The sequence below is a fragment of the Exiguobacterium abrahamii genome, assembly GCF_015645365.1.
In the GTDB taxonomy this organism is placed as follows: Bacteria; Bacillota; Bacilli; order Exiguobacteriales; family Exiguobacteriaceae; genus Exiguobacterium_A; species Exiguobacterium_A abrahamii.
Map to the genome: position 1 here is coordinate 1,764,925 of NZ_JADOYC010000001.1, position 24,408 is coordinate 1,789,332.

The following is a 24,408-nucleotide window of genomic DNA, read 5'->3' on the forward strand; positions in this document are numbered from 1 at the left end:
CTACACTAAAGTTCAATAAAATTTAACTCTAAAGGAGTGAACAGGATGTCATTTAATTTAAAGCGTGTTTTATTCGGAAAGTTTTGTTCATTATTCGCAGCTAGTCTCTTTACGTTCGTCGCCGGACTGACCGTCTTACGGGAAACATCGTCTGGTTTTCAGTTTGCGCTCGTCCTGCTTGCAGGATCAGTGCCACGGATTTTACTCTCACCGGTTGCTGGTGTCCTCGCTGATCGTTGGAACCGGAAACGAATCATCGTCATGACCGAAAGCTTAAGTGCACTCGTCTTGTTCGTACTTTTGTTCTATTCGCTACAAGCCCCTCTACATACCGTTCATTACATCGTTGCTAGCGTCCTCTTGACGATCCTGTCGACGTTCCTGTCCGTTACCTTATCAAGCTCGTTACCGCGACTCGTAGAAGAAGAGGAGTTACAACGCGGGAACGCGCTCTTCTCGACGATTCAATCGACCTCAACGATCACTGCACCACTCGTTGCGGGATTGCTTATCGCCGCTGTCTCCATCACGCAATTCTTGGTTTTACCGTTTCTCTTGTTTGCTTCTGCTGCCTGGTGGAATAGCCGCCTCCGCTTTCTTGCAGTGGATACCTCTCCTTCAGCTACTACCGACACTCAGTCTTTCGTCTCGGAGTTTAAAGAAGGCTACCGCTATCTGTTCCGTCAACCGGTATTGACGACACTCGTCCTGATGGCACTCGTCCTGAACTTCTTTTTTGTCGCTTTCGAAATCTTGTTACCGATCATTTTACTCGATCGCCTGCAATTCACACCATTTCGGTTTGGAATGGTCGAGTCCGCACTAGGTGCCGGTCTTCTTGTCGCTTCGTTGCTTCTTGCTTTACCTCGCTTTACGGTAAAACGTCCGTTACGCACGATATTCGAGTCGCTTTTTTTAATCGCCTCTTGTTATGCGCTTCCTGCACTTGCGCTACTCGGCTATGTTCCATCTGCTCTACTACTACCTTTTTTCATGATTCTATTATTCATCGACGGCATGCTCGTCTTACGGATGAACATTCCACTACAGCTCATCGTTCAAAAACAGACCGATCCGGCTTACCTCGGACGTGTCATCGGTGTGCTGGAATCGATCGCAATGGCGATGATGCCGATCGGTACCCTATTGTTTGGTTTACTCAGTGATCATGTATCTATCATCGTGCTACTTGGACTCGGTACAGTCGGCTTATTCGGTGCGGCATCATTCGGATTCCTTCGACTTCGTAAAGACATCTTATCCGAGAGCATTCCTGTAGCAGAAGCAAAAAACACGTCCTCCCTCACTTCGTGAGAAAGGACGTACGTATCGGTCAAACCGTCGCTTTGACGGCATCCATGATTAATTTTAATGATTGTTGTTTTGCTTCCTTGTCAGCGATCATCGAAGCGATCATCACTTCGTCTGTGCCGTAGGAATCAGCGAGCTCTTGCAATTGTTTGGCAACGGATTCCGGGTTACCAACGATCATCCGCTTCCGGTTTTCAGCGATCCGGAATTGGTCTTGGAACGTATACGGATACGCCGCTGCCTCTTCTGGAGTTGGCGTTCCTGTCGACGAGACCCCTTTTTCCAGTAAGAGGAGTGACAGATCCAGGCTTGAAGCTAACCGTTCTGCTTCTTCCGTCGTTTCAGCACACGTCACAAAGATCGAAACGAGCGTTTGTGGTGTCTCATTGAACGACGTCGCCATGAAGTTATGACGGTAGTAGTCCATCACTTCTTGTCCACCTTGTCCATTGATGAAGTGCGCAAAGGCAAATCCGAATCCGCGTTGTGCGGCGTTCAAGGCACTACCACCGCTTGATCCAAGCAACCAGCCTTCTGGTGTCGTATCGACTTCTGGTGTTGCGACGAGTCCCGCAAACCGATGTCCGGCAGGTGCCCCGTCTTTCAAGTAATCAACAAGATCATCGAGTTGTTCGCCGTAATCGGCTCCACCAAAACGTGGCGACGATCCTTCTTGCAACGCACGTGTCGCAAGCGGCATACCGCCCGGTGCCCGACCGAGTCCAAGGTCGATCCGGTTCGGTGCTAGCCCTTCAAGGACACGGAAGTTCTCCGCGACTTTATAGGCACTGTAATGCGGCAACATGACACCGCCTGAACCGAGACGAATCTGTTTCGTCACCGCCGCCATGTAGGCGATCAAGACTTCCGGGCTTGAACCAGCCAGTGTTTTCGCAAAGTGGTGTTCGGATACCCACAGGCGATGGTAGCCGAGTTCGTCCGCGATTTTCGCGAGCTCGACCGTTTCATGTAAGGCATCAGATGGGGATTGTCCTTTAGAGACCGGGGATTGGTCTAAAATACTAAGTTTCATGTATGTCTCTCCTTTTTCTTTCGAATGCGTACCTACACTGTACGCCTCCTCGTTGTATGGTGCAACGAAACTGCTTCTTTCTGTCATGGGGACGTTTTCATTTTGAAATTCAGGGAACAATGCCTAAGTGAGCATAAAAATCTAATGAATGAGGTGGAGTTACATGTCAACCCATACTACGAATCAAGAAGCAGTCGAAACGGTCAAGAAACTGATTGATAAAATCGAAACAGCGATGCTGACGACGATTTCAGCAGAAGGACTCGTATCGCGTCCAATGCAGACACAGGATATCGAATTTGATGGCGACCTCTGGTTCCTCACTTCAAAAGAAACAGACAAGTATCAAGAACTACTTAAGAATCCGAGTGTCAACGTCGCGTATGTCGACAAATCATACGTCTCGATTCGTGGGACAGCAGAACTCGTCGAAGACATCGAACGAAAAAAAGAGCTTTGGAGTCCACGCTATGAAGCATACCTTGGAACGACATACGAAGATCCGAAAGTCGTCCTGATCAAGGTCAACACGGAAGCTGCTGAATACTGGGAAACGGGAAACACGACGAAGTCCGTCAAACAAGTATTGAAGAAAGTCGTCGGCAAAGACGATGAGAACGAAATCAATAAAACAGTCGACTTGTCTTGATCATCTTCTTCCCCCACGTTCTTTGCGTGGGGGTTTTTGTATGTTAAAGTAGTCGCTTTGAAAAAAATAGGATAACATAAGAAAATGAATGAGTATGTAACTTAACTAAAAGGAGTACAATCATGGGAGAATTTTTTACGTTATTACGCCGGGGAAACCGGTCGGCGCTGACGGCAGGCATCGTTAACTCCGTCATCGCCATCATCAAGGCAATTGCCTACGTCCTGACGGGAAATGTCGCGATGTTCGCGGAGATGATGCATACGCTCGGGGACGCTGCCAACCAATTTTTCGTCTTCATCGGTTCTGCCCTCAGTAAAAAGGCACCGACGAAACGTTTCCCGAACGGCTTCGGTCGTCTCGTCAATCTCGTCTTGCTCGGTGCCATCCTCTTCGTCGGTATCATGGCGTACGAGACGATTCATGAAGGGATCGCCCATATCATCGAACCGACGGAATCAACTGGCTTTTGGATCACCTTATCGGTTCTGTTCGTAGGTGTCGTTTTGGAGAGTGGCGTTTTCGTGAAAGCGATGCAAGAAATCGCGCACGATGCGAAGTTAGACTCAAAAGGACCACGCTTGATTCTTGACAGCTTCCGCTCCCTCAAACAAGCGAAACCCGCAACACGCCTTGTGTTCTTGGAAGATTTGGTCGCAACGGCTGGTGGCGTCGTCGCGATGATCGCTGTCATCATCTCGCACGTGACACCGTTCCATCAGGCAGAAGGAATTGCCTCGATCTTAATCGGACTGATGATGTTTTACGTCGTCGGGAATGTCTTTCTGCAAAACGCAGCTGGTGCACTGGGTGAAGCCGATGAGACGATGGCAGCACGTCTCGGTGGACTGATCATGAAGGATCCTGACGTCAAGGACATCAGTAAACTCGAAGTCATTAAGGAAGGCGATCATTTTCACGTCGAAGTCGAGATTGAAGTCGATCCGGCGTTGACGATTGCACAAGCGGACGACATCAAGGACCGTCTCGAACTCCAGATTCGCTTGCAGCAAGGCATCATCGATGTGACGATTGGCTTTGATGAAGACGACAAGATTCAACAGTATGTCGTCGCTTCTGACGAGTCATGACTCCGTTTACGCAAGATGTCTTAGCAATCATCCGTTCGATTCCTGCTGGTCGGGTCATGACGTACGGGCAAGTCGCTCGACTCGCCGGTCATCCGCGTAGCGCCCGACAAGTAGCGCGGATTCTTCACAGTATGAGTAAGACGGAACGTCTACCATGGCACCGCGTGCTTGCTGCTGGCGGAAAACTATCGCTTGAGGGCGATGAACAGCGACTGGCGCTTGAAGCAGAAGGGGTCGATTTCCTGACCGCCCGTCAACTCGATTTATCGCGTTATCAAGTCAAAAGTGAATAGATACAACAAGAGAGGGATGACCGGTTCGCAGACCAGTCATCCCTCTCTTTTTATCGTCATGAATCACGCTTTCGACGTACTCGAAGCTACAGCGATTTGCCGACGTACTTCTGCTTCCAGTTGTGGTTCCGGTGGTTGCCAGCCTTCAGGTTTCATGACCTTTTGGTCCGATTCCCGGAAGATTGGTTTTCCGTCCGGTCCAAGCTTCGCCATGTTCGCATGCTGGACGATCTCGAACAATGGAGCCGGATCAAGCCCGATCTCAACGAAGCTTCCCATGATGAAGTAGAGGGCGTCTGTCAAGGCATCCCCTTGTCCGACGAGCCGTTCGACATCTGTTTCAGGTTGTTTCATCTGGAGCGATTTTTCGACCGCTGTATCAAGCCCTGACTTGAAACGTTCGATCGCTTCGAGAAATTCTGCTTCACTCGTCGCTGATTGATGCAGAAACTCAACGACCGCTTCTTCCGCCGTCCAGGTCGAGCGTTTGATCCCACGATCGACCGTCATAGGTGTTGGCGTCGTTGCGCCAGGGTGTGAAAACACACGGTGGAATTCCTTTACGTCTTGATAATAATTTGTCATAACCGATCATCCCCTTTTACCGAATGTCTCCATTCTAACAGGTTCAGAACCGGAGTTCGACTCATTGATGAACGACGTCGAGTAAGGCCATTCCACGTGTGATCAATTCATCTCGCTGCTCAGACGTTGCTTTTAAGCGCTCGAGATCTGCAATCAGACGTGGTTGATCGACTTCATCCGCTAACTCGAGTAATTCAAGACGGAGTAACCAGGCGTCCGGTAACTGGACGAGTGTCTGGTCGATCAGTTGCGGTAACCGTTCCCGACCGGCACGACCTTCGCGAATCTCGCGGACGACTTCGAAGATCGGATCAGCCGCTGTCAACGGACGTTCGATTCGTTCGAACTCGACCGTTTCCGGAATCGGCTTCAGTGCTTCAACTTCCGTTCCCGGGAATGCTGACGTGATGTCACCGACGATCAATTCCATCCGGTCCATCGTCATCGTTTTCCCGTCGTTCGAGAGCGTCGCTGCATCTAAGACGACGAGCGCCCGGTTTCCATTGACGTTTTGAATCGCTGTGATCTCCCCTGTGACATGAACATTTCCTTCCGCCCAGTCGAGACGTTCACCGACTTTGACTTGCATCAATACTTCGTTCAATTCCTTACCGTGAAGGAGTGTAAAGCCTTCCGGATGATCTGCCAGTCCTTGACCTGTCAACACTTCACCGTTCGCAGCAAGCGCTGTCGGACCTGTTAGTTTGACGAGATGCAGCGAATCGTGAATCTCTTGCGTTTCAGGAACACCGACGAGCGAGAGACCACTGTCGAAGACGAGCGTCGATAGGTTACCTGATTCGACCGCTTTCGTCAGTCCGTGGATACCACCGCGGATGTACGACATCGACTGTGCGAATTCTTCGAGAGCATCGCGGAGCTGTTCGAACGATTCACAAACGAAGAGTTCTTTTTGCATGCTCGTCACGTCATGTTTCGTCGCAAGTGCTTTCTCAAGCGAGAATGGATGTTTAACGACCGCGTCCGTCAAACAGTGGCGACTTTCACCGACGGATGATAGAAGACCTGCACCGTAGATTTGTGGGTTGTCGATATCACCAATCAGACCGAATTCAACCGTCCACCAGAACAGACGTGAGATTTCGTTCGCTTCCGAAATCCCTTTGACGTGTGTCCGTGTCTCCGCGAGTTCAACTTCAGCTTGCTCGATGTCGGCCGGCGTCGAGAACGGGCTCTCTTTGACGATCGTCAATTTCTTTAGTGCCTTGAATACATCATGCTCGGCTTTATGGTTAAAGGCATGTGCCCCGATCTCACCGAAGCGTCGAACGAATTCCGCGTAGACCGGATTCATCAAGATTGGCGCGTGCCCTGCTGCTTCATGCAAGATATCTGGCGCTGGTGTGTAAAGAATGTTATCGACCTTCCGGATGTCAGTCGCGATCGGCAAGAGACCGTGCCCTTGGAAATCGAAGAATGCGACACCAGGAATGAGACCATCAACAGCGACTGTTCCCCAGCCTCCACGGCTTAGATTCGCTGTCATCTCACGCACGTCCGGAATCCGTTCCGGGCTGATACCCGATGCAGCAAGCCCTTCGAGGTATGCCGGATGTGCTGTATCTTGTAATGTATTTAAATTCAGTCGCATGACGTATCTCCAAACGGCATGATCCGTTGGTGTGTAGTCTTCGTAGTGCTGTGGTGCGACGTGTGGACGTAGATGACTTGGAATGATTGGTGTAGACATATGAGTTCCCCCTTGAATGAATGTGAGATAACAAAAAAGCCCCTGCCGAACATATTGTTCGACAGGGGCGACGAAAGCCGCGGTACCACCCTGATTACCCAGTCATCGACTGAGTCACTCATGATTGGGATAACGGTGTGCTCCGCTCGCTTACGCAAGAAGCTCAGAAACTGTAATTCAATACCATCTGTGTACACGTTCGCAGCGCCACGTGCTCTCTGAAACAGGGAGATGGTCTTTACTTCGGTTTCATCATCGCTTAATCTTTCGTTCTGTTATGCTGTTATACTGTTATGCTTTTAGCAAGTAAAGTATCGTTAAGGAGGACTATACGCTTACTTTTTACTTTCGTCAATGGCTTTTTTACGTTTAAATCGATTAAATGTTTTATCACGGACTGACTTTTGTTCGATCGTCAGTGATGTGATATGACGACGAAGCGCACCGTTGAGCCGTTTTTCGAATGCTTCAAGCTCTTGGATCCACTCGTTCATCGAGACAACGATCGGTAAGATTTCCATGATGACTTCTTCCTCGAGTTCGTCGCGGTCAAGGAAAGAGTGCTTAACGAAGGCGATGTTCTCTTTGACGAGATCCTCCATCGCGAGTGGTTCTTCCGTCAACAAGAGATCATATGTCAGCAAGACCTTCTCCTGGCGCTGGGCGATATGCATCAAATGATAAAACAGTTCACTCCGAAGATCGTCCGCAATCGAGTCAAGGGCCTTCTCTCGCTCTCTGAAGCGCTCTGCCGTCGCAACACCACGTTCGAGGCACGATTGCATATGTTTGAGAATCAACAGGTTCCGTAAGAGCGAGGCGTGCTTCTGACGCGTTCCTCGAATCTCTTCCTTGTGTAGGTTGAACAAGTTTTGTGTCTCAAGGATCGAATTTGACATTTTATCAATCGCTGCCCGATATGGAGCAACTTTTCCTTCGAAGGCAATCGCTCGCGTGACGACGAGCAGCTTTTCGAAGAGTTTCGTCGCTTTTTGATAGTAGACATTGCCATAGCGCGGCGGGAAGATCAATGCGTTGATGCCGAGCGCACAGCCGATCCCGAGCATGACGAGCAAGTAACGGATCAAGACGACTTGCCAAAGCGGTTCGGTCGCTGTCGCCACACTTTCGAGAATGACGATGATCATCAAGACAACGTGTGGAATCGTCCGCCCGAAACCAAAGGCTAGCAAAATCGAGATTGCTGCCATGATGACGATTCCGATCGCGAGCGGATTAGCTGGATTATCCCCTAAAATCCAAAGTGCAAGTAACGTCAAAAAGGCACCAATCAAGTTAGCCTCTGCTTCCTCGAGAAATTGTTTCCATGTCTGATAGACCGAAGGCAGGAGTGTCGTCGCTGCCGAGATTGCAGGCAGGATCGGGCTGAGGTTGAACAGATTACTGATCAACAGCGCCAAGATGACCGCAAGACCTGTCTTGATGGTCCGTGGTCCGATTTGTAAGGATTGTCCACCCATGTCCATCCCTCCTTCTTATTCAGTATGCCCTCTATTCTTCACCGTTAGCCGTCAAAATTCAACAAAAAATCCCCTCCGCTTGAAAACGGAGAGGATTTAGATGAATTATGATGCTTTCGTACCGGTTCCTTCTGTCATTTCCGCTTTCGCGACCGATTGGTCAACAAGCGGTTTTTTGAGGAAGGATAGGATTGCCGCACCGACGAGTGAACCGATGAGGATCGCACCCGCGTAACCGACGATTGCCATGACCGTACCTGATGGACCATCAAGTAACGGGAAGACGAAGATACCGCCGTGTGGTGCTGGGAGCAAGACGCCGAAGACGATCGTCAACGCACCAGCGATCGCTGAACCGATGACGCTTGACGGAATGACGCGGAGTGGATCGGCTGCTGCAAATGGAATCGCACCTTCTGTGACGAACGATGCACCCATTGCGTAAGCAGCGATACCTGCTTCACGTTCTTGCGGTGTGAATTTCTTACGTGCGAACAATGTTGATGAGAAAGCCACGATGAGTGGTGGAACCATCCCACCTGCCATGACGGCTGCCATGACTTCTGTGTTACCTGCTGTAAGAGCAGCTGTACCGAAAACATATGCTGTTTTGTTGATTGGACCACCCATGTCGATTGCCATCATACCTGCGACGAGCATACCGAGGAGGATTGCGTTCCCGCCACTGAGTCCGTTCAATGAATCCGTGAGCCATTTCATGAATTGTGCAATCGGCTCATTGATGACGAGTAACATGATCATCCCTGTGATGAATGAACCAAACAATGGATAAAGCAAGACTGGTTTGATTCCTTCAAGTGCTGCCGGAAGACCTTTGAAGACTTTGACGAGCAGAAGAACGACGTAACCAGCAAGGAAACCGGCAATCAATCCGCCAAGGAAACCAGCGCTACCGTTGCTTGCAAGGAAACCAGCGATCAGACCAGGAGCAAGACCTGGTTTATCAGCGATCGACATCGCGATGAATCCAGCGAGGATCGGAATCAAGAGACCGAATGCGGCTTTCCCGATCGTCATCAATTGTGCAGCAAATTCATTGTACGATGGATCATCCGGGTTTGCGGAGTTGATGCCCCAGAAGAAGCTGATCGCGATCAAGAGACCACCAGCGACGACGAGTGGCAACATCGCGGATACCCCACTCATCAAGTGTTTGTAGAATCCACCACGAGCTGGTTTTGAACTTTCGCTTGAACCGCTCGCTTTGTACACAGGTGCGTCTTGCTTGACGGCACGGTTAATTAATTCTTGTGGTTTACGAATTCCTTGTGCGACCGGTACTTCAACGACGTGTTTCCCGTTGAAGCGATCCATCTCAACCGCTTTATCCGCAGCGACGATGATCGCTGTCGCATCGTTGATGTCTTGTTGTGTCAAACCGTTCTTGACGCCTGTCGATCCGTTCGTCTCGACTTTGATGCGGACACCCATCTCTTCTGCTTTTTGACGAAGGGCATCAGCCGCCATATACGTGTGTGCAATCCCTGTCGGACAAGCTGTGACAGCAAGGATATACGGTGCGTCTTGGTCAACGTTGTCGCTTGAGACGTCAACTGGACCTTCTTCTTCACGTTCCTTCGCTTCGATTGCTGCGATGACTTCGTCTTTTGTTTTAGCCGCAAGGATCGTATCGCGGAAGTTCATATCCATCAGATAAACGGATAGTTTCGAAAGTGTTTCAAGATGCGCATTATCTGCGTTCTCACCCGCAGCGATCATGAAGAACAACCGACTTGGTTGACCGTCGAGTGCTTCGTAGTCAACACCTGCCGAACGACCAAAAGCGATCGCTGGTGTTTTGACTGCTGCTGTTTTTGCGTGCGGGATGGCAATGCCTTCCCCTAAACCTGTCGTGCTTTGCGCTTCCCGTGCGAGAATCGCTTCTTTATATGCCGAGCGATCGTTCAGTTTTCCTGCCCGATCGAGGACGTTGACGAGTTCGTCGATGACAGCGGCTTTAGATGATGCTTGTAAATCGAGCTGAATCGTATCACGTGTCAAGAGATCAGTAATTTTCATGAGTAGTCACACTCCTTTTAGGATTGAATGAGTTCAACGACGTTGACGTCTTTGATGAGACGATCGATATCTTCCTTCGTACAAAGGCCAAAGGAATAAGCAGACGCGCTACCAGTCGTCACCGCATAGCGGAACGCTTCTTCTGGTGATTTACCGAGCGCGTGGCTGGCGACGAATCCAGCGACGAGCGAATCTCCGGCACCGACGGAATTGACGAGCTTCCCTGCCGGTGTGTTTGCCGTATAGGCACCTTGACGATTGACGAGCAGTGCTCCGTCTCCTGCAAATGAGATGACGACGTTCTCGGCACCACGCTCGACGAGCTGTTGGGCGTATGGAACGGCCATCTCCTTCGACGTAATTTCGACGTCGAAGATTTCACCGAGTTCATGGTGATTCGGCTTGATTAAAAATGGACCGAGCGGTAAGACTTCAAGCATCGCTTCCTTCGTCGTATCGACTGCGAAGCGGACGTTCCGTTCATTCAGGATCGTCGCGATATGACGATAGAGATCATGCGGCAGACTGCTTGGGATACTACCTGCGAAGACGACGATGTCACCGGCTTGCATCGTCTTGAATCGGGATAATAAATGCTCCAGCTCTTCCGGTTGAATCTTCGGTCCCGCTGCATTCAGCTCGGATTCTTGATCGGCACGAATCTTTACGTTGATCCGCGTCTCATCTTGAATCGGTGTGAAGTCCGTCAACACGCCTCGTTTCTCGAGTTCCGTCCGGATGAATTGTCCGGTACTTCCTCCAAGGAATCCGAGTGCTTGTGTTTCCACCTCATAGTTTTTTAGGACGAGAGAGACGTTGATCCCTTTCCCTCCGGCCACTTTTTCCGCCTGTTCGACACGATTGACTTGTCCTGCCTCAAATACCGGTAACGTGACATAATAGTCGATTGATGGATTGAGTGTCAGTGTATAAATCATTTCGCGTTCACCACCTCTGTGTATTGACTGTATTTCGCTTCTTGCTCACTGGATGTCGTCGTGATGATCGTCGCCGCTTGCAAGGACGCCACCCGACTGAAACTGATTGCATCCAGCTTCGTCTCATCGACGAGTACATACGATTGTTTTGCTAATTCGATCGCTGTCTTCTTTACGAGTGCCTCTTCCGGATCTGGTGTCGTGAAGCCTTGTGCCGGATGAACACCGTTCATCCCAAGGAAAGCGACATCAAAATGGTAAATCAACATTCCTTCACGTGCGTTGTAACCGACGAGTGCCTGCGTTGAATGCTTGAGTTGCCCTCCGACGACGAACGTCGGGATACGGTGATAGAGTAACGTGTTCGCTAGAGGAAGACTGTTCGTTACGACCGTAATCGCCTTCTCTTCGAGATACGGAACGATGGCAAGCGTCGTCGTTCCAGCATCGAGATAGACATACATCCCGTCTTCAATCAGGTCGGCAGCCGCTCGCGCAATCCGTTCCTTCTCTTCGACGTGTTGATCACTCTTCTCGAAATAACTCGGTTCTTCAATTTGCAAATGGTTCGCTGTTGCGCCCCCGTGCACCCGACGCAGATGACCTGCTGTCTCGAGTTGTGATAAATCCCGACGAATCGTGGATTCACTCGCACCGGTTTGTTCGACGATCTTTTGCATCTTGACGACTTCTTCTCGGGCTAAAAGCTCAAGGATGAGTTGATGGCGTTTTTTGGTTAACATAAGGTTTCCCTCCGCATCTTTAATATAAAGCGTTTACATCTAAAAATCAATCAAAAACGTTCAAATTTTATATAAATTCTTTATGAAACGTTCAAAATACGACTTTTTTCGACATTAAACCGTTCTTATAGTTTCATTATACATCAAAAACGGTCATTTGATGACTGTTTTGTTGGTTATAATCAATCATTTTTTAAATTTTTGATGACTTTCACAAAATAAAAAACCACTTTCCAAAGTAATTTGGAAAGCGGTGAATGAAAATCGGTCATTTCAGTCATCTTCGTTCACTGGACTTCATTTTGTAAGCGACCGATTCCTTCAATCGATACTTCAACGACATCCCCTGCCTGAAGATAGACCGGTGGTTTCATACCGTGCCCCACACCAGCTGGAGTGCCTGTCGCAATGATGTCCCCTGCTTCAAGCGTCATCCCGCGTGACACTTCAACTAAAATCGTTACGACATCACGCAACATCAAGGCAGTTGATCCCGATTGACGGAGTTCCCCGTTCACACGCGTCTCGACGAGGACGTCACGCGGATCAAAGCTGTCCGCCGAGACGATGACCGGTCCGAACGGACAGAACCCATCGAGTGATTTGCCACGGAAGAACTGGACGTGTTCTTTTTGCAGATCCCGCGCTGTCACGTCATTGACGATGCTATAACCAAATACGTGATCAAGTGCATTCTCAGGTGTCAGATCACGCCCCGTCGTGCCGATGATGATGGCGAGTTCTCCTTCATAATCGAGTTGCTGCGTCAAATCCGCATGCCGCTCGATTGGTTCAAACGGACTAACGATTGATGTCGGTGCTTTCGTGAACAAGACGAATTTCCCCGCTCCCGCCGTATCCATCTCCTTGATGTGATCGGCGTAGTTCTTGCCGACACAGATGACGTTTCGTGCCGGAACATACGGTGCCAGTTTTCGAACATCTCTTTTAAGTAGTGGCGCGATATCTAAATCAAGATCAACATCGAACTCACGTGAAATCACTTCAAGCAATGAATCCGTATAGACTTGTGCCGTCACATCATATGTAGAGCCATCCCGTTCAACCCCGATCCCTACTTTTCCTTCTTGCTCAAATCGAAACCATTTCATCTTAACTGCCCCCTTTTGTTTTTAGTATAGCGAAACTGAAAGCACGTCGCACTTATCCTCTATAGCACATGTTGAATCCTGAAATCGTTTTACTATTATTTTTAGTGATAAAACATAATTCATACAGGTATTCAGTCATTCTTTGACTTTTAGTTCGTTTCAACAGTTGAAGATCATGTAGATATCTTATAAATCATATCGGACGAGTAATAGGTTTGAATGTTAAAACATCATACTTCATTTATTCTTGTGATAAGAAGCTAAATTTTTCTATAGGAATATGATGAATGTTTATAGGACGGTTGTATTTTTCTAATACATTTTGGAGTAAAGGAAAAATGTCATCCAAATTATTTTTATGTTTAAAATCATCAATAACTTCAATATCCAAATTCCATCGACACTCTTCTTTATCCTCTAAAAAACCACCTGCCACGGTACATAATTCATCATACGTTTCTTGAGTAACTTCCTCAGGTGAAATAATGATTGCTTTTATAAAATTATCATATCCAAAGTCGTCTTCCGAGATTCCATCAATATTTTTTAAATAAGGAAAATCGTCAATAGTGCTAGGACGTTGATAGTCAATGAGTATTAGGCAATACATAGGTGGTGTTAAATAACCATCTCTCAAAAAATATGCTTCGACTGTCTTTAAATTGAGTATTCTATTCAAATGGTAATTTTTCATTTAGTGAACCTCGTTTACTTATTAAAGTGAGTTGAATTAAAGTTTTTAACGTTAGTTCATAATAACTTTCTTTTTTAATAGCTTACACCTTATCACATCATACAATTGTTGGATACATAGTGCGTAAATGACTCGTCGAGACAATAGAAAGAGGTGGCATTCCCAATGTACCTAGGAATGCCACCCCTTTTATAAAATTCGTTACGCAATCCGCTGAGCTAGTCGATCAACAAGAGCCTGCGACTCTTCATTCAATCCAACGAGTTCGACTTTTTTTCCAAGTCGTTCGTATTTCAAGACGACGTTTTCAATCGCTTCGATAGCAGAATCATCAAACAAGTGACACGCTGAGAAATCAAGCGTGATGACAGACGATGGATCAGCCTCGAGCTGGAACTGTTCTGCAAATGCTGTCGTCGATGCGAAGAACAACGGTCCACGAATCGTATAACGGACTCGATCTGTTTGCTCCTTGCGCTCGACTTGAATACGAGAAATTTTAGACGCGAATAATAACGCAGCAAGCAAGATCCCGACAAGAACACCCATTGATAAATCGTTCGTCAATACGGTGACGAGAACGGTTGCGAGCATGACAGCAGAATCACTCTTCGGTGACGTCTTGAGCATCTTAAATGAGCCCCAGTCAAACGTCGCATACGAGACGAAGAACATAACACCGACGAGTGCTCCCATCGGAATCGTCATCAATAGATCATTCATCGTAAACATCAACAGCATTAAAAACACACCCGCTGTCAACGTCGACAAGCGACCACGCCCACCAGACGTGACATTGATGACCGATTGACCGATCATCGCACAACCCGGCATGCCACCGAACATACCCGCGATGATGTTCGCAATCCCTTGTCCGCGTGATTCCATCGCTTTGTTTGACGTCGTATCCGTCATCTCATCAACGATTCGTGCCGTCAGCAACGATTCGATCAAACCGACGAATGCAAGTGACAAAGCATACGGGAAGATGATTTGCAGCGTCTCAAGCGAAAACGGAACATCCGGCAAGAAGAAGCTTGGTAACGCCGCTTCGATTTGTCCCATATCCCCGATGACTCGTGTATCGAGTGAGAAGACGACCGTCAACACTGTCATGATCGTGATCGCAACGAGTGGTGCCGGGATTGCTTTCGTCACGCGTGGGAATAACAAGATGATGGCGAGTGATGCGGCAACCATCGCGTACATGATCCAGTTCTGTCCTTCGAACTGCGGTAGTTGTGCCGAGAAAATCAAAATCGCTAAAGCATTGACGAATCCGACCATGACGGATCGAGGAATGAATCGTAATAACTTAGCAATTCCTAAAAAGCCGAACGCGATTTGTAGAATTCCGGCAAGGATACCGGCAGCTAGCAAATAATCGACACCATGGTCTTTGACGAGCTGGACGACGACGAGTGCCATTGCACCGGTCGCAGCTGAAATCATTCCGGGACGACCGCCGGCAATCGAGATGACGATCGCAATGATGACGGAAGCGTATAACCCGACCATTGGGTTAACGCCAGCGATCAGCGAAAACGCGATTGCTTCCGGAACGAGTGCCAAGGCAACAACGATCCCGGACAGCAAATCCGCTTTTGGTTGCAGGAACCACTCTTTTTTCCATTGAGTAAACATATGATGATTGAGACCCCTTTTCTAACATGAATGGTCTCAGTGTAATCGCCTTAGTTTCAAAAAGCAACCCTTTTAGGAAGTTTTGGTTCGCACACGGGCAATCTCATCGACCATTGCTTTATAGGTCGCCATAATTTCCTGCCCCGCAAAGACCGGATCTTCGTCCATCGTCTCGAGTGCACGCCGCAGAAGATGAATTTTCGGTTTCTTCCGTTCGAGTAGTTCTTCATAGATGAAATCAAGCACCTCTTCATGGGCTTCCTTCGATTCATCGGAAATCGATGACAGAGTAATCAAGCGTTTCATATGCGCACTCGTCTTCTCGAACAAATCCTTCCGAATGACGACTTCATCTTGTGGACGATCGAGCCAAACGGATAGGAAACGCGGCGGAATCAACTGTTCTTCAGTCCGACTGACGTCTTCGACGAGATGCGTCAATCGATTGAATACGTAACGGACGACCCGTTCCGGCTGCGTGTTCGGTTCGGATTGGCGGAAGAAGTACATCGCATATTGCAACATCCCTGTATAAATGACCGCTAAATCTAGAAGATATGGTTCTTTCGTCTGACCGAATAAATCACGTAATCGTTCAAACGTCCATTCGATCTCGAGAAGACGGTTATTCTCCATGAACGTCTTCAGTTCTTTTTCATTTGAAGCAATCGCCTCTTCGAACAACGTATACAATTTATATTTTTGCATCAGTTCCAAGTAACAGTTCCCTTGCTGGATGAACGTCTCATAATCCGAGACATCTCGTCCGACGAGAATTTCCTTGCGCGCCGTCCGCATCTTCTCAAAGACGGTATTGAATACATCGATGAATAATTCATTTTTAGAGGAGAAGTAGTTATAGAACGTTCCTTTGGAAACGTTACTGTGCTCAAGAATGTCCTGGATGGATGTCGATTGATATCCTTTTTCGACGAATAGCTGATAGGCAGCATCTAGAAGTTGTTTCTTTTTTGGATTCATGGTCTTGTCCTTTTCTGTTCAAATGATTGCAATGGTTTAACAATCACTTATTTTAGTGTATGAAGCAAATAATTTGAATTCATTCGACTTAGCCTGGTAAGATAGCCAGGTTAGTCATAGAATTCAAGTCTAACATTTTAGACTCACAGTACAAAAGGAGCATAACGAAATGCAATCAAGCAAGCAATCATCACGACTTTATTTAATTTTAACTGTCCTTATGGCAGGTGCGTTCGTTGCGGTCCTGAACTCAACGTTACTTAATATCGCCTTACCGTCGATCATGGGATCCTTCGGTATTCAGGCAAGCACCGCCCAGTGGTTGACGACGGGCTATATGCTCGTCAACGGAATCATGATTCCGACGTCGGCCTTCCTTGTCCAGAAGTTTTCGACACGTCAACTGTTCTTGACGGCGATGACGCTGTTCTCACTCGGTACGATCATCGCTGGACAAGCACACGTCTTCCCGCTTCTACTCGGTGCGCGGATGATGCAGGCGTCAGGTTCTGCGATCATGATGCCACTATTAATGAACGTTCTTTTGACCGGTTTCCCAATCGAGAAACGCGGACAAGCAATGGGGATCTTCGGACTTGTCATCACATTCGCCCCAGCTATCGGACCTACATTGTCCGGCTGGATTCTTGAACACTATGAATGGCGGATGTTGTTCCATCTCGTCACACCGATTGCATTGCTCGTGCTCTTCACGGGTGCCTTCTTATTGAAGAAAGAGACAGTTCGTAGCACACTCAAACTCGATTTGTTCTCACTCGTTCTCTCAAGCTTTGGTTTCGGTGGTTTGTTGTATGGATTTAGTTCCGCTGGTTCTGCCGGATGGGGATCTTGGACGGTCATCGGATCATTGATCATCGGTGTGATCAGTCTGACTTCCTTCATTATACGTCAATTCATGCTCGAAGAACCGATGCTTGAGTTCGGGATTTTCCGTTATCCGATGTTCGCCTTATCGCAAGGAATTTCGATGGTCTTGAACATGTCGATGTTCTCCGCAATGATCTTGATGCCGATCTACATCCAAACGATTCGCGGTATCTCACCGTTCCACTCTGGTCTTTTGATGTTACCGGGTGCGATCGTCATGGCGATCATGTCACCGATCACGGGTCGTCTGTTTGACCGATTCGGTGCCCGGATTCTTGCCATCATCGGCTTATCACTGACGGTCTTAACGACGTTCTCGTTCAGTCAGCTCGCTGCGGATACGTCATACGCGTTCCTTGTCATCATGTATACGCTACGTTTCCTTGGAATCTCGATGGTCATGATGCCCGTCATGACGAACGGATTGAACCATATTCCGCAACACTTGACGCCCCACGGTACGGCATTGAACAATACGTTGTCACAAGTATCGGGTGCGATTGGTTCAGGTCTGCTCGTAACGATCATGACGTCGCGGACGAAACACCACGTTCCGGAACTCGCTTCACAACCTGAAGCCGCTAATCCGGAATGGTTGCAGATGCAGGCGATGATCGAAGGAATCAATGATACGTTCTTCATCGCGACGTTACTTGCACTCGCGGCATTGATTTTATCGTTCTTCATCAAAAAACGACGGACGACGACACTTGCAGTCGTCGAATCCGTCGATCAAGAACAAAAATATGCATGATTTGCTTCTCCCCTGTCTATTCAGACGGGGGAGTTTTTGTTTTTGTGTAACACTCTTTTTTGCAACTGCTGTCGATCATAAATTCGTTGATTCGTGCTGCCCCGAAAACGTGTCGTTCGGTCGAGTTTCGACAGGATGAACGGACCATCGATGAGTCCTTCTAGTCGCAGTATTAGTGGATGCCAGCGTCGACGTCGTAAGATTTCCTCTAGTTCATAGCCCGTATATAAAATGACGTCATAGTCTGGTCCAAGTCGTTCAAGTAGTTGCACCAGTGCTGTTGCTTGAAGCATCGGCTCCCCGCCGGACAATGTCAAACGACGATTTCCGATTCCCTGAATCCGTTCTACTGTTTCTTCAATCGTCCACTCCACTCCACCTGTCGGGTCCCAGGAGGATGGATTATGACAGCCGATACAGTGATGTGGGCAACCGGCAAGAAACAGAACCGTTCGCAGACCGGGACCGTCGACGACGGAGTCAGGAAGAAGGGAAAGAACGCGTAGCATCGTGCTTCACCCGATTCTGCTCTTCAGTCCGTTTCGCTTCATTCCAGCGGTCCAGCGTACCAACGAGATATCCGGTGATGCGTCGAATCCGTTCGATCGACTTACTCCCGCAAACCGGACACTGATCCTCAATCGTCTGCTCCGTTCGGCAATCAAGACAACGATCGACAGGATGATTGATTGATCCATAGCCGATTCCAGCTTCCGCCATTAAACGAACGATGTCTTCAATCGCTTGCGGATTTCCGGCAAGGGCGCCATCTGTCTCAACATAGGTGATATGTCCACCATTACATAATGCATGAAACGGAGCTTCGAGTTGAATCTTCTCACGGATCGTCACGGGCGCGTCGACAGGGATATGAAAGGAATTCGTGTAATACGGCTGATCGGTCACTCCTTTGATTTCACCGAAGTCACTGGCATCACGACGTGTGAACTTACCCGACAACCCTTCAGCTGGAGTTGCCAGCAAACTAAAGTTTAATCCCGTCATCTCACCATAGTTGTCGACGACCGTTCGCATCGCTTGAATCAATGCAAGACCAATCCGGTGCGCCAGTTCGGAATACCCATGATGACTCCCTGTCAAAACGGTCAAACATTCCGCGAGACCGATGAACCCGACCGCTAACGTCCCGTGCTTGAGGACCGGACCCACAGGATCCGTACTTTTTAGCGTCTCACCGTCTTTCCAGACATGCTGATATAAAAATGGAAACGCGTCAGCTGTTTGGCTTGCCTGGAACTCATAACGCGCGATGAGTTGCCTGCATGCAAGTCTTGTCGTCTCTTGGACCGCTTCGAACATTTGATCGACGGTTTGACATTGAAGCGCCAAACGGACGAGATTGATGCTCGTAAACGATAAGTTCCCTCGCCCTGTAACGGACGGGATATCTCCACGATCTTCAAACACACGGGTCCGGCATCCCATGTACGCGACCTCGGCTCCCCCTGGTTGTTCCTGACGGTTGAATGGTGCATCAAGAAACGCAAAGTTCGGAAACAGTCGTTTTCCTGTCACGCGGGTGGCAAGCTGAAACAAATCGTAATTCGGGTCTGTCGGTGACAGGTTGACGCCTTGTTTGACTTTAAAGATTTGAATCGGAAAGATCGGCGTCTCCCCTCTTCCTAACCCGCGTTCCGTCGCTGTCAGTAAGGCGCGCTGGAAAAGTCGCCCTGTCTGCGTCGTATTCGTTCCATAATTGACGGATAAAAACGGCACTTGTCCCCCTCCGCGTGAATGCATTGAATTCGTATTATGGATGAACGCTTCACATGCCTGAAACGTCTTTTCATACGTCTCCTGCCACGCGCGCCGTTCCCGCTTGCGTCGCTTCCAATGCGGTACAAGGTCATGTAGTTTGGTCCATTCGCGTTGGTAGGTCTTTTCGACGAATGGTGCTAGATCATCGTCAAAGGTCGCAAAGGCTTGTCCGCCATGCTGCATGTTTTGATTCGCCTGGACGATGATTGCTGCAAGAGCAAGGGCCGAACGGATGTCTTGCGCCGGTCGGATTGAACCGTGTGTCGTCTGAAATCCGTTTGAGAGTAGCTGACCGAGCGGAATCTGGGCACAAGTCGTCGTCCCGGTCACGTAATAATCGGCGTCGTGGATATACAAGATGTTGTCGTCAAGCGCCTGCAAGACATCCGCTTCAAGATGTTGTCGCATCATCTGCCGCGCTGCTTCCCCAGCAATCCGCTGTAATTTCGCTAGTGGTGTTTTGCCATCAATGTTTGCATTCTCTTGTTCGATATCTTGCGGTGGTGTGAGTAACGCTTCTAAGCTCTCCATGATTCTTCTTCCTCCCACGTTTTTTTGTAATCACTATAGCGAGAGTTCAGAAACGTTCGCAATCCCTGCACAACTTACGATTTTTTCAACTGTTTCAGTCGTTCTGTCATCAATCTGTTCGATTTATCGTTCAAATGTCTGCATCTTACTCGTTTTAGCCAATCGCAGGAATTTGGACGAATCTCACACGAGGCACGACAAAAAAGAAGAGGCGCATGATATCACCTCTTCTTCGTCTCTTCATTCTGCTTCGAGTAACGCGTCTGTCGCACTCGGCAATTTGACCCGGAAGACCGTTCCTTCTCCAAGGATCGATTCGACTTCGATATTGCCATCATGTGCGCGAACGATTTCCTTACAGATCGATAATCCAAGTCCCGTCCCGCCAATCTTTCGGCTGTCTGAATTGTCGACCCGGTAAAACTTACTGAATAGATGCGGCATCGAATGACTCGGAATCCCGATCCCGAAATCGCGAACGCTGAGTTCGATTTGATTATGCTGGTGGGTCATCGTCACGACGACATCCCCGCCGTCCGGTGAGTACTTCACCGCGTTATTCAAGAGATTACCGAGTAACTGTTTCATGCTGTTCGCATCTGCCTCGACCATGAAGTCCTGTTCATCATTCAAATCAAGCTGCAGACTGTGTTGCTCCGTCGCTGCTTGATAAAACTGAATTTGTTCCTTGACGATTTCCTTCAGGTCAAAGATTTGTTTGTCGTACTCTTGCTTTCCTGACTCCATCCGCTGGACGTTCAAGAAGTCGCTGACGAGATCAGTCAGACGTTTCGATTCATCATGAATCGTCTGCAAGTATCGCTTGTTCCGCTCAGGATCCAAATCCCGTTTCAACATGAGCTCCGTAAAGCCATAAATCGAAGAGAGTGGTGTCCTGAGTTCATGCGAGACCGTCGAGACGAGTTCCGACTTCACGCGGTCGACTTCTGTCTCAGCCGTGACGTCACGGAAGACAAGAATCGTTCCTTTTGAATGTCCTCCGTGCGCGATGGCTTCGGCATAGACTTGAATGAAGTACTCCCCTTGGTCGATCGACAAGGAGAACATGCCCTCCGGAATCTCACCCGATAAGACTTCTTCAAAGTACGCTTCAAACGCTTCCTTCTGATCCATCTGCTCGAACATCGTTTCCGGTCGGACTTCGAGGAAGGTCATCGAATCGTTGTCTTCTTCGACTTGTAACGACTGGAAGATATCAAATAATGCCTGATTTCCTAAGATCGTCTTCTCTTCGTGTTTGATGTAGAGAATCGCTTCCCGAACGGAATTCAGCAGTTGTGCCGTCTCTTTTCGTTCGTATTCCATCTGTTCGTAGAGTGACATGCGCATCAATGAGATCGCAATCTGTTTCGAGAACGATTCCAGTTCCGCTAAATCCTTTTGATTGAATGGTGCGTCAAACCGTGCTAGATAGAGACAGGCAATCAATTCTTCTTTTGCCGGATCCATGATCGGAATGACACCTTCATAGACGTGATACGGATACTTGATCAGATCGTCGTTCGCAACCTTTTTTGAGGAATGTGCGGTTTCCTTTGAGATCATGACGCGCTTTAGTAGTAACGACTCCGTCTTCAGACTCTCTTGTTGTTCTTCTGTCATTTCTTTTGGAACGACTTGCGCGATTTCATTATTCTTAATCAATAACAATGCCCCGAACTCTGTTTTCGTCAACCGGACGATCGTACTGATGACAGACGAGTAATCGAATAAACTCTCCTTTGAAGCAAGCGTTTCGATCAGTTCATTCCGATCCTGTAAATGAAGTTCATTCGTCCGCGTCACTTCAAGAGCACGCTCAAGCTCATTTTGTTTTTGCTTCAATACTTCCTGATTGTGTTCCATTTCTTGATTCTTTGTTGACAATTCCGCATGTTGTGATGAGATCGACCGTGCCATCTGGTAAAACGATGCCGTCAATTGACCGACTTCATTATGGCTGTCGACATCATGTTCGAGCGAAATCGACTTGCCTTCTGCAAGGCGGCGACTCTTGACGTTCAATTCGCGGAGTTGTGACGTCACCCGATGAATTAAGGGACGGACGATGAACAATAGACAAAATAAAAAAATCATCAAGTTCAAGAACCAGAACCATTGTGTCTTTTGTAACTGGTCAAGTACTTGCTCCTTCGTCCGACCGTCTGCATTATCCACGTATAAATAACTGGCAACCGATGTGATGACACTTAGTGCAAAGACACTATAAAAAATCGCCATCAACTGTCTGCCTAATTTCTCAGTCATCCAGTGTTTCATGTTCATAAATCCTCCTAGCAATAAGTTGCCCTTCGTTCAAGATTGTTTCCTCCTCATCTATTATCATCTAATGATTCCCGGAAACCTCTTTCTTGAACCCTTCACGATCGGGCAGGCGAGAGTCCAATCCCGGTCACGAGAGCAATCGCATCAATGACTTGCCCTTTCGTCAGATCATCCGTCTCAATCTGTCGACTGAACAGCGGATCGGATAATTGCCGTAGTCGTTGTTCCGCTTGTTGACCGCCCCACGAGTTTGGACGCTCAAAGCGGCTGATCAGGCGGCGTTTGACTGTCGTCTCTTTCGCCATAAGGGCGATATGACGGACGTCATGACCGTTCGCTCGTAACGTGCCGATGATTTCCTGAAAGTACTCTGGATTCGTCAAGGTCATCGGTACGATGATCCGCGCATCTTCCGTATCGAGCTGTTCGAGGAGCTGTCGGTTAAACGTGCGCCACAACGGCTCATCCTGGAAATCGTCCTTGTTTTCCGGCAGTTGCGCCCGTAGAAAATAACCCGTCTCTTCCGGGTCAAAAATGTATGATCTGCTCCAACGCTTTTGTAATCCTTTTGCTGCCGTCGTCTTTCCGACGCCAAACGTACCGTTAATCCAAATGATCATCATATTCTCCTCCACCCTGTTTTCTGTTGTACTATACTGCTAAAACGGTCGACAAGTTTCAATCGGTTACAAAAAAACACTCCGTAAAAAAACAGAGTGTTTATCCATATAACCATGTGATTAAAAACGGTGCGATGACGCTAGCACAGACTGCTGTCAAGACCATCGTCAACAGACCGACCGCCCCTTCGCGCTGATCAAGACTCATCGATTTCGTCGCGCCCATGACGTGGGCAATCGATGCCAAGCCTACTCCACGGCTGACGAAGTGCCGAATTTTCAAGCCCGTCATTAATTTTGGTCCGACGATGGATCCTGTCAATCCGGTCAATAAAACGAAGGCAGCCGTCAGCGTCGTTGTCCCGCCTGCTTTTTGTGAGATCGCTAAGGCAACGGGTAACGTGACCGATTTCGGTAACAAGGCAAGGTTCGTCGTCCGCTCGAGATGAAGCAACAGACCGAGTAACAGATCTGAACTCATTGCAATACAGGTTCCAAGCAACACACCAAGTCCGATTTCCGGTAAGAAACGCCGGACGTGATGTCGGACACGATAGAGTGGAATCGCAAACGCCGTGATCGCTGGACCGAGCATCTTCGACAAGTATTGTCCCCCTTGCATGTATTCTGCATGTGAGACGCCGCTATAGACGAGAATTACGATCAGGACAGCCGTCACCGTCAGGATCGGTAACGTCCAGACACGAGGATGACGTTGATAAAGGAACATCGCTACGCTAAACAATAAAATGGTCAAAATGATCCAAAACAATGTCTCACTCATGTGGGGTCACCGCCTCTTTCCGGTGCGCCAAGCGATCGACGATGTACGCTGAGCCGACTAACGTCAGCAGGCTGCTGACGACGACGATCAACACGACTTGAAGACCAGATGTTCGAAGGAATGACGTATAATCCATGATTCCGGACAGTGCTGGAACGAAGAATAACGGCATGACGAACAGCAGAAAGGTTCCGCCCCGTTCAACAGCGACGAGAGGAAGCAGTCGACTTTTTAACGTCACGTACAGCAGAATCAAGCCGATGATATTACCGGGTAACGGTAACTGGAAAGTTTCGCTCACCCAGTCCCCACTGAGTGAAAAACAAAAAATAAGTGCGATTTGAGCAATGATTTGAATGATACGCATAACTCGTGAAAGCATGATAAAGGTCCCCTTGTTAACAGTTTCGGGTCTTATTATCCGCCTCTTTCCCTCAACAATCAATGAAATCTAGTTAAT

Annotated in this window: 22 protein-coding genes and 1 other annotated feature; of the genes, 5 read left to right on the forward strand and 17 right to left on the reverse strand. The window is 48.3% G+C overall.

Annotated elements, in window-relative coordinates:
* The first annotated feature begins 45 nt into the window (after positions 1–45).
* Positions 46–1,314, forward strand: a complete 1,269-nt coding sequence (locus ITJ88_RS09170) for an MFS transporter (RefSeq protein ID WP_195865436.1) — start codon at positions 46–48, stop codon at positions 1,312–1,314.
* A 19-nt stretch (positions 1,315–1,333) separates the two neighbouring features.
* Here ITJ88_RS09170 and ITJ88_RS09175 read toward each other — a convergent pair whose 3' ends face one another.
* Entirely contained in the window at positions 1,334–2,344 is a 1,011-nt protein-coding gene (locus ITJ88_RS09175) for an LLM class flavin-dependent oxidoreductase (protein ID WP_023467737.1), read from the reverse strand.
* A gap of 163 nt (positions 2,345–2,507) precedes the next feature.
* Between ITJ88_RS09175 and ITJ88_RS09180 the strand changes: the two genes are divergently transcribed.
* The 3 genes from ITJ88_RS09180 (at position 2,508) to ITJ88_RS09190 (ending at position 4,377) form a co-directional block, all read left to right on the forward strand.
* A complete protein-coding gene (locus tag ITJ88_RS09180; RefSeq protein ID WP_023467736.1) occupies positions 2,508–2,993 on the forward strand; it encodes a pyridoxamine 5'-phosphate oxidase family protein in 486 nt (161 codons plus the stop codon).
* 122 nt (positions 2,994–3,115) lie between these two features.
* Entirely contained in the window at positions 3,116–4,084 is a 969-nt protein-coding gene (locus ITJ88_RS09185; RefSeq protein ID WP_195865437.1) for a cation diffusion facilitator family transporter, read from the forward strand.
* Positions 4,081–4,377, forward strand: coding sequence for an MGMT family protein (locus tag ITJ88_RS09190; protein WP_195865438.1), 297 nt, complete (start codon positions 4,081–4,083; stop codon positions 4,375–4,377). The genes ITJ88_RS09185 and ITJ88_RS09190 overlap by 4 nt, the downstream gene beginning before the upstream one ends.
* 63 nt (positions 4,378–4,440) lie before the next feature.
* Here the strand turns inward: ITJ88_RS09190 and ITJ88_RS09195 are convergent, their stop codons facing one another.
* From ITJ88_RS09195 to ITJ88_RS09240, 10 genes are all read right to left on the reverse strand, one after another.
* On the reverse strand, positions 4,441–4,962 hold the full coding sequence (locus ITJ88_RS09195; protein WP_195865439.1) for a pyrophosphohydrolase domain-containing protein: 522 nt from the start codon (positions 4,960–4,962) through the stop codon (positions 4,441–4,443).
* A gap of 61 nt (positions 4,963–5,023) precedes the next feature.
* The gene (locus ITJ88_RS09200; RefSeq protein ID WP_195865440.1) at positions 5,024–6,673 is read right to left on the reverse strand and encodes an aromatic amino acid hydroxylase; all 1,650 of its coding nucleotides are present in this window, start codon (positions 6,671–6,673) and stop codon (positions 5,024–5,026) included.
* Positions 6,674–6,733: 60 nt separating this feature from the next.
* Positions 6,734–6,938 (reverse strand) — a binding site (T-box leader).
* A gap of 70 nt (positions 6,939–7,008) precedes the next feature.
* Entirely contained in the window at positions 7,009–8,154 is a 1,146-nt protein-coding gene (locus ITJ88_RS09205; RefSeq protein WP_195865441.1) for an FUSC family protein, read from the reverse strand.
* Between the two features lie 105 nt (positions 8,155–8,259).
* The gene (locus tag ITJ88_RS09210) at positions 8,260–10,194 is read right to left on the reverse strand and encodes a PTS fructose transporter subunit IIABC (protein WP_195865442.1); all 1,935 of its coding nucleotides are present in this window, start codon (positions 10,192–10,194) and stop codon (positions 8,260–8,262) included.
* A 17-nt stretch (positions 10,195–10,211) separates the two neighbouring features.
* A complete protein-coding gene (pfkB, locus tag ITJ88_RS09215) occupies positions 10,212–11,132 on the reverse strand; it encodes a 1-phosphofructokinase (protein ID WP_195865443.1) in 921 nt (306 codons plus the stop codon).
* Positions 11,129–11,875, reverse strand: a complete 747-nt coding sequence (locus ITJ88_RS09220; protein ID WP_023467728.1) for a DeoR/GlpR family DNA-binding transcription regulator — start codon at positions 11,873–11,875, stop codon at positions 11,129–11,131. The genes pfkB and ITJ88_RS09220 overlap by 4 nt, the downstream gene beginning before the upstream one ends.
* Before the next feature lie 287 nt (positions 11,876–12,162).
* Positions 12,163–12,987: a fumarylacetoacetate hydrolase family protein gene (locus ITJ88_RS09225; RefSeq protein ID WP_195865444.1), complete on the reverse strand. Its 825-nt coding sequence runs from the start codon at positions 12,985–12,987 to the stop codon at positions 12,163–12,165.
* A 241-nt stretch (positions 12,988–13,228) separates the two neighbouring features.
* On the reverse strand, positions 13,229–13,681 hold the full coding sequence (locus ITJ88_RS09230) for a hypothetical protein (protein ID WP_195865445.1): 453 nt from the start codon (positions 13,679–13,681) through the stop codon (positions 13,229–13,231).
* A 201-nt stretch (positions 13,682–13,882) separates the two neighbouring features.
* The gene (locus ITJ88_RS09235; RefSeq protein WP_195865446.1) at positions 13,883–15,325 is read right to left on the reverse strand and encodes a SulP family inorganic anion transporter; all 1,443 of its coding nucleotides are present in this window, start codon (positions 15,323–15,325) and stop codon (positions 13,883–13,885) included.
* A 72-nt stretch (positions 15,326–15,397) separates the two neighbouring features.
* Entirely contained in the window at positions 15,398–16,306 is a 909-nt protein-coding gene (locus ITJ88_RS09240; protein ID WP_035398167.1) for a TetR/AcrR family transcriptional regulator, read from the reverse strand.
* A gap of 169 nt (positions 16,307–16,475) precedes the next feature.
* On the opposite strand from ITJ88_RS09240, the gene ITJ88_RS09245 reads away from it, so the two are divergent.
* The gene (locus tag ITJ88_RS09245; RefSeq protein WP_029341214.1) at positions 16,476–17,948 is read left to right on the forward strand and encodes a DHA2 family efflux MFS transporter permease subunit; all 1,473 of its coding nucleotides are present in this window, start codon (positions 16,476–16,478) and stop codon (positions 17,946–17,948) included.
* A 20-nt stretch (positions 17,949–17,968) separates the two neighbouring features.
* Here the strand turns inward: ITJ88_RS09245 and ITJ88_RS09250 are convergent, their stop codons facing one another.
* From ITJ88_RS09250 to ITJ88_RS09275, 6 genes are all read right to left on the reverse strand, one after another.
* Entirely contained in the window at positions 17,969–18,457 is a 489-nt protein-coding gene (locus ITJ88_RS09250; protein ID WP_195865447.1) for a 4Fe-4S single cluster domain-containing protein, read from the reverse strand.
* Positions 18,429–20,258, reverse strand: coding sequence for an anaerobic ribonucleoside triphosphate reductase (locus tag ITJ88_RS09255; RefSeq protein ID WP_195865448.1), 1,830 nt, complete (start codon positions 20,256–20,258; stop codon positions 18,429–18,431). Before ITJ88_RS09255 ends, ITJ88_RS09250 begins: the two co-directional genes overlap by 29 nt.
* A gap of 240 nt (positions 20,259–20,498) precedes the next feature.
* Complete coding sequence (locus ITJ88_RS09260) at positions 20,499–22,538, reverse strand: ATP-binding protein (RefSeq protein WP_195865449.1); 2,040 nt, start codon at positions 22,536–22,538, stop codon at positions 20,499–20,501.
* Positions 22,539–22,639: 101 nt separating this feature from the next.
* A complete protein-coding gene (locus ITJ88_RS09265; protein WP_195865450.1) occupies positions 22,640–23,164 on the reverse strand; it encodes an AAA family ATPase in 525 nt (174 codons plus the stop codon).
* A 100-nt stretch (positions 23,165–23,264) separates the two neighbouring features.
* The gene (locus ITJ88_RS09270) at positions 23,265–23,948 is read right to left on the reverse strand and encodes an LrgB family protein (protein ID WP_195865451.1); all 684 of its coding nucleotides are present in this window, start codon (positions 23,946–23,948) and stop codon (positions 23,265–23,267) included.
* Positions 23,941–24,330: a CidA/LrgA family protein gene (locus ITJ88_RS09275; protein ID WP_195865452.1), complete on the reverse strand. Its 390-nt coding sequence runs from the start codon at positions 24,328–24,330 to the stop codon at positions 23,941–23,943. Before ITJ88_RS09275 ends, ITJ88_RS09270 begins: the two co-directional genes overlap by 8 nt.
* Positions 24,331–24,408: the final 78 nt, after the last annotated feature.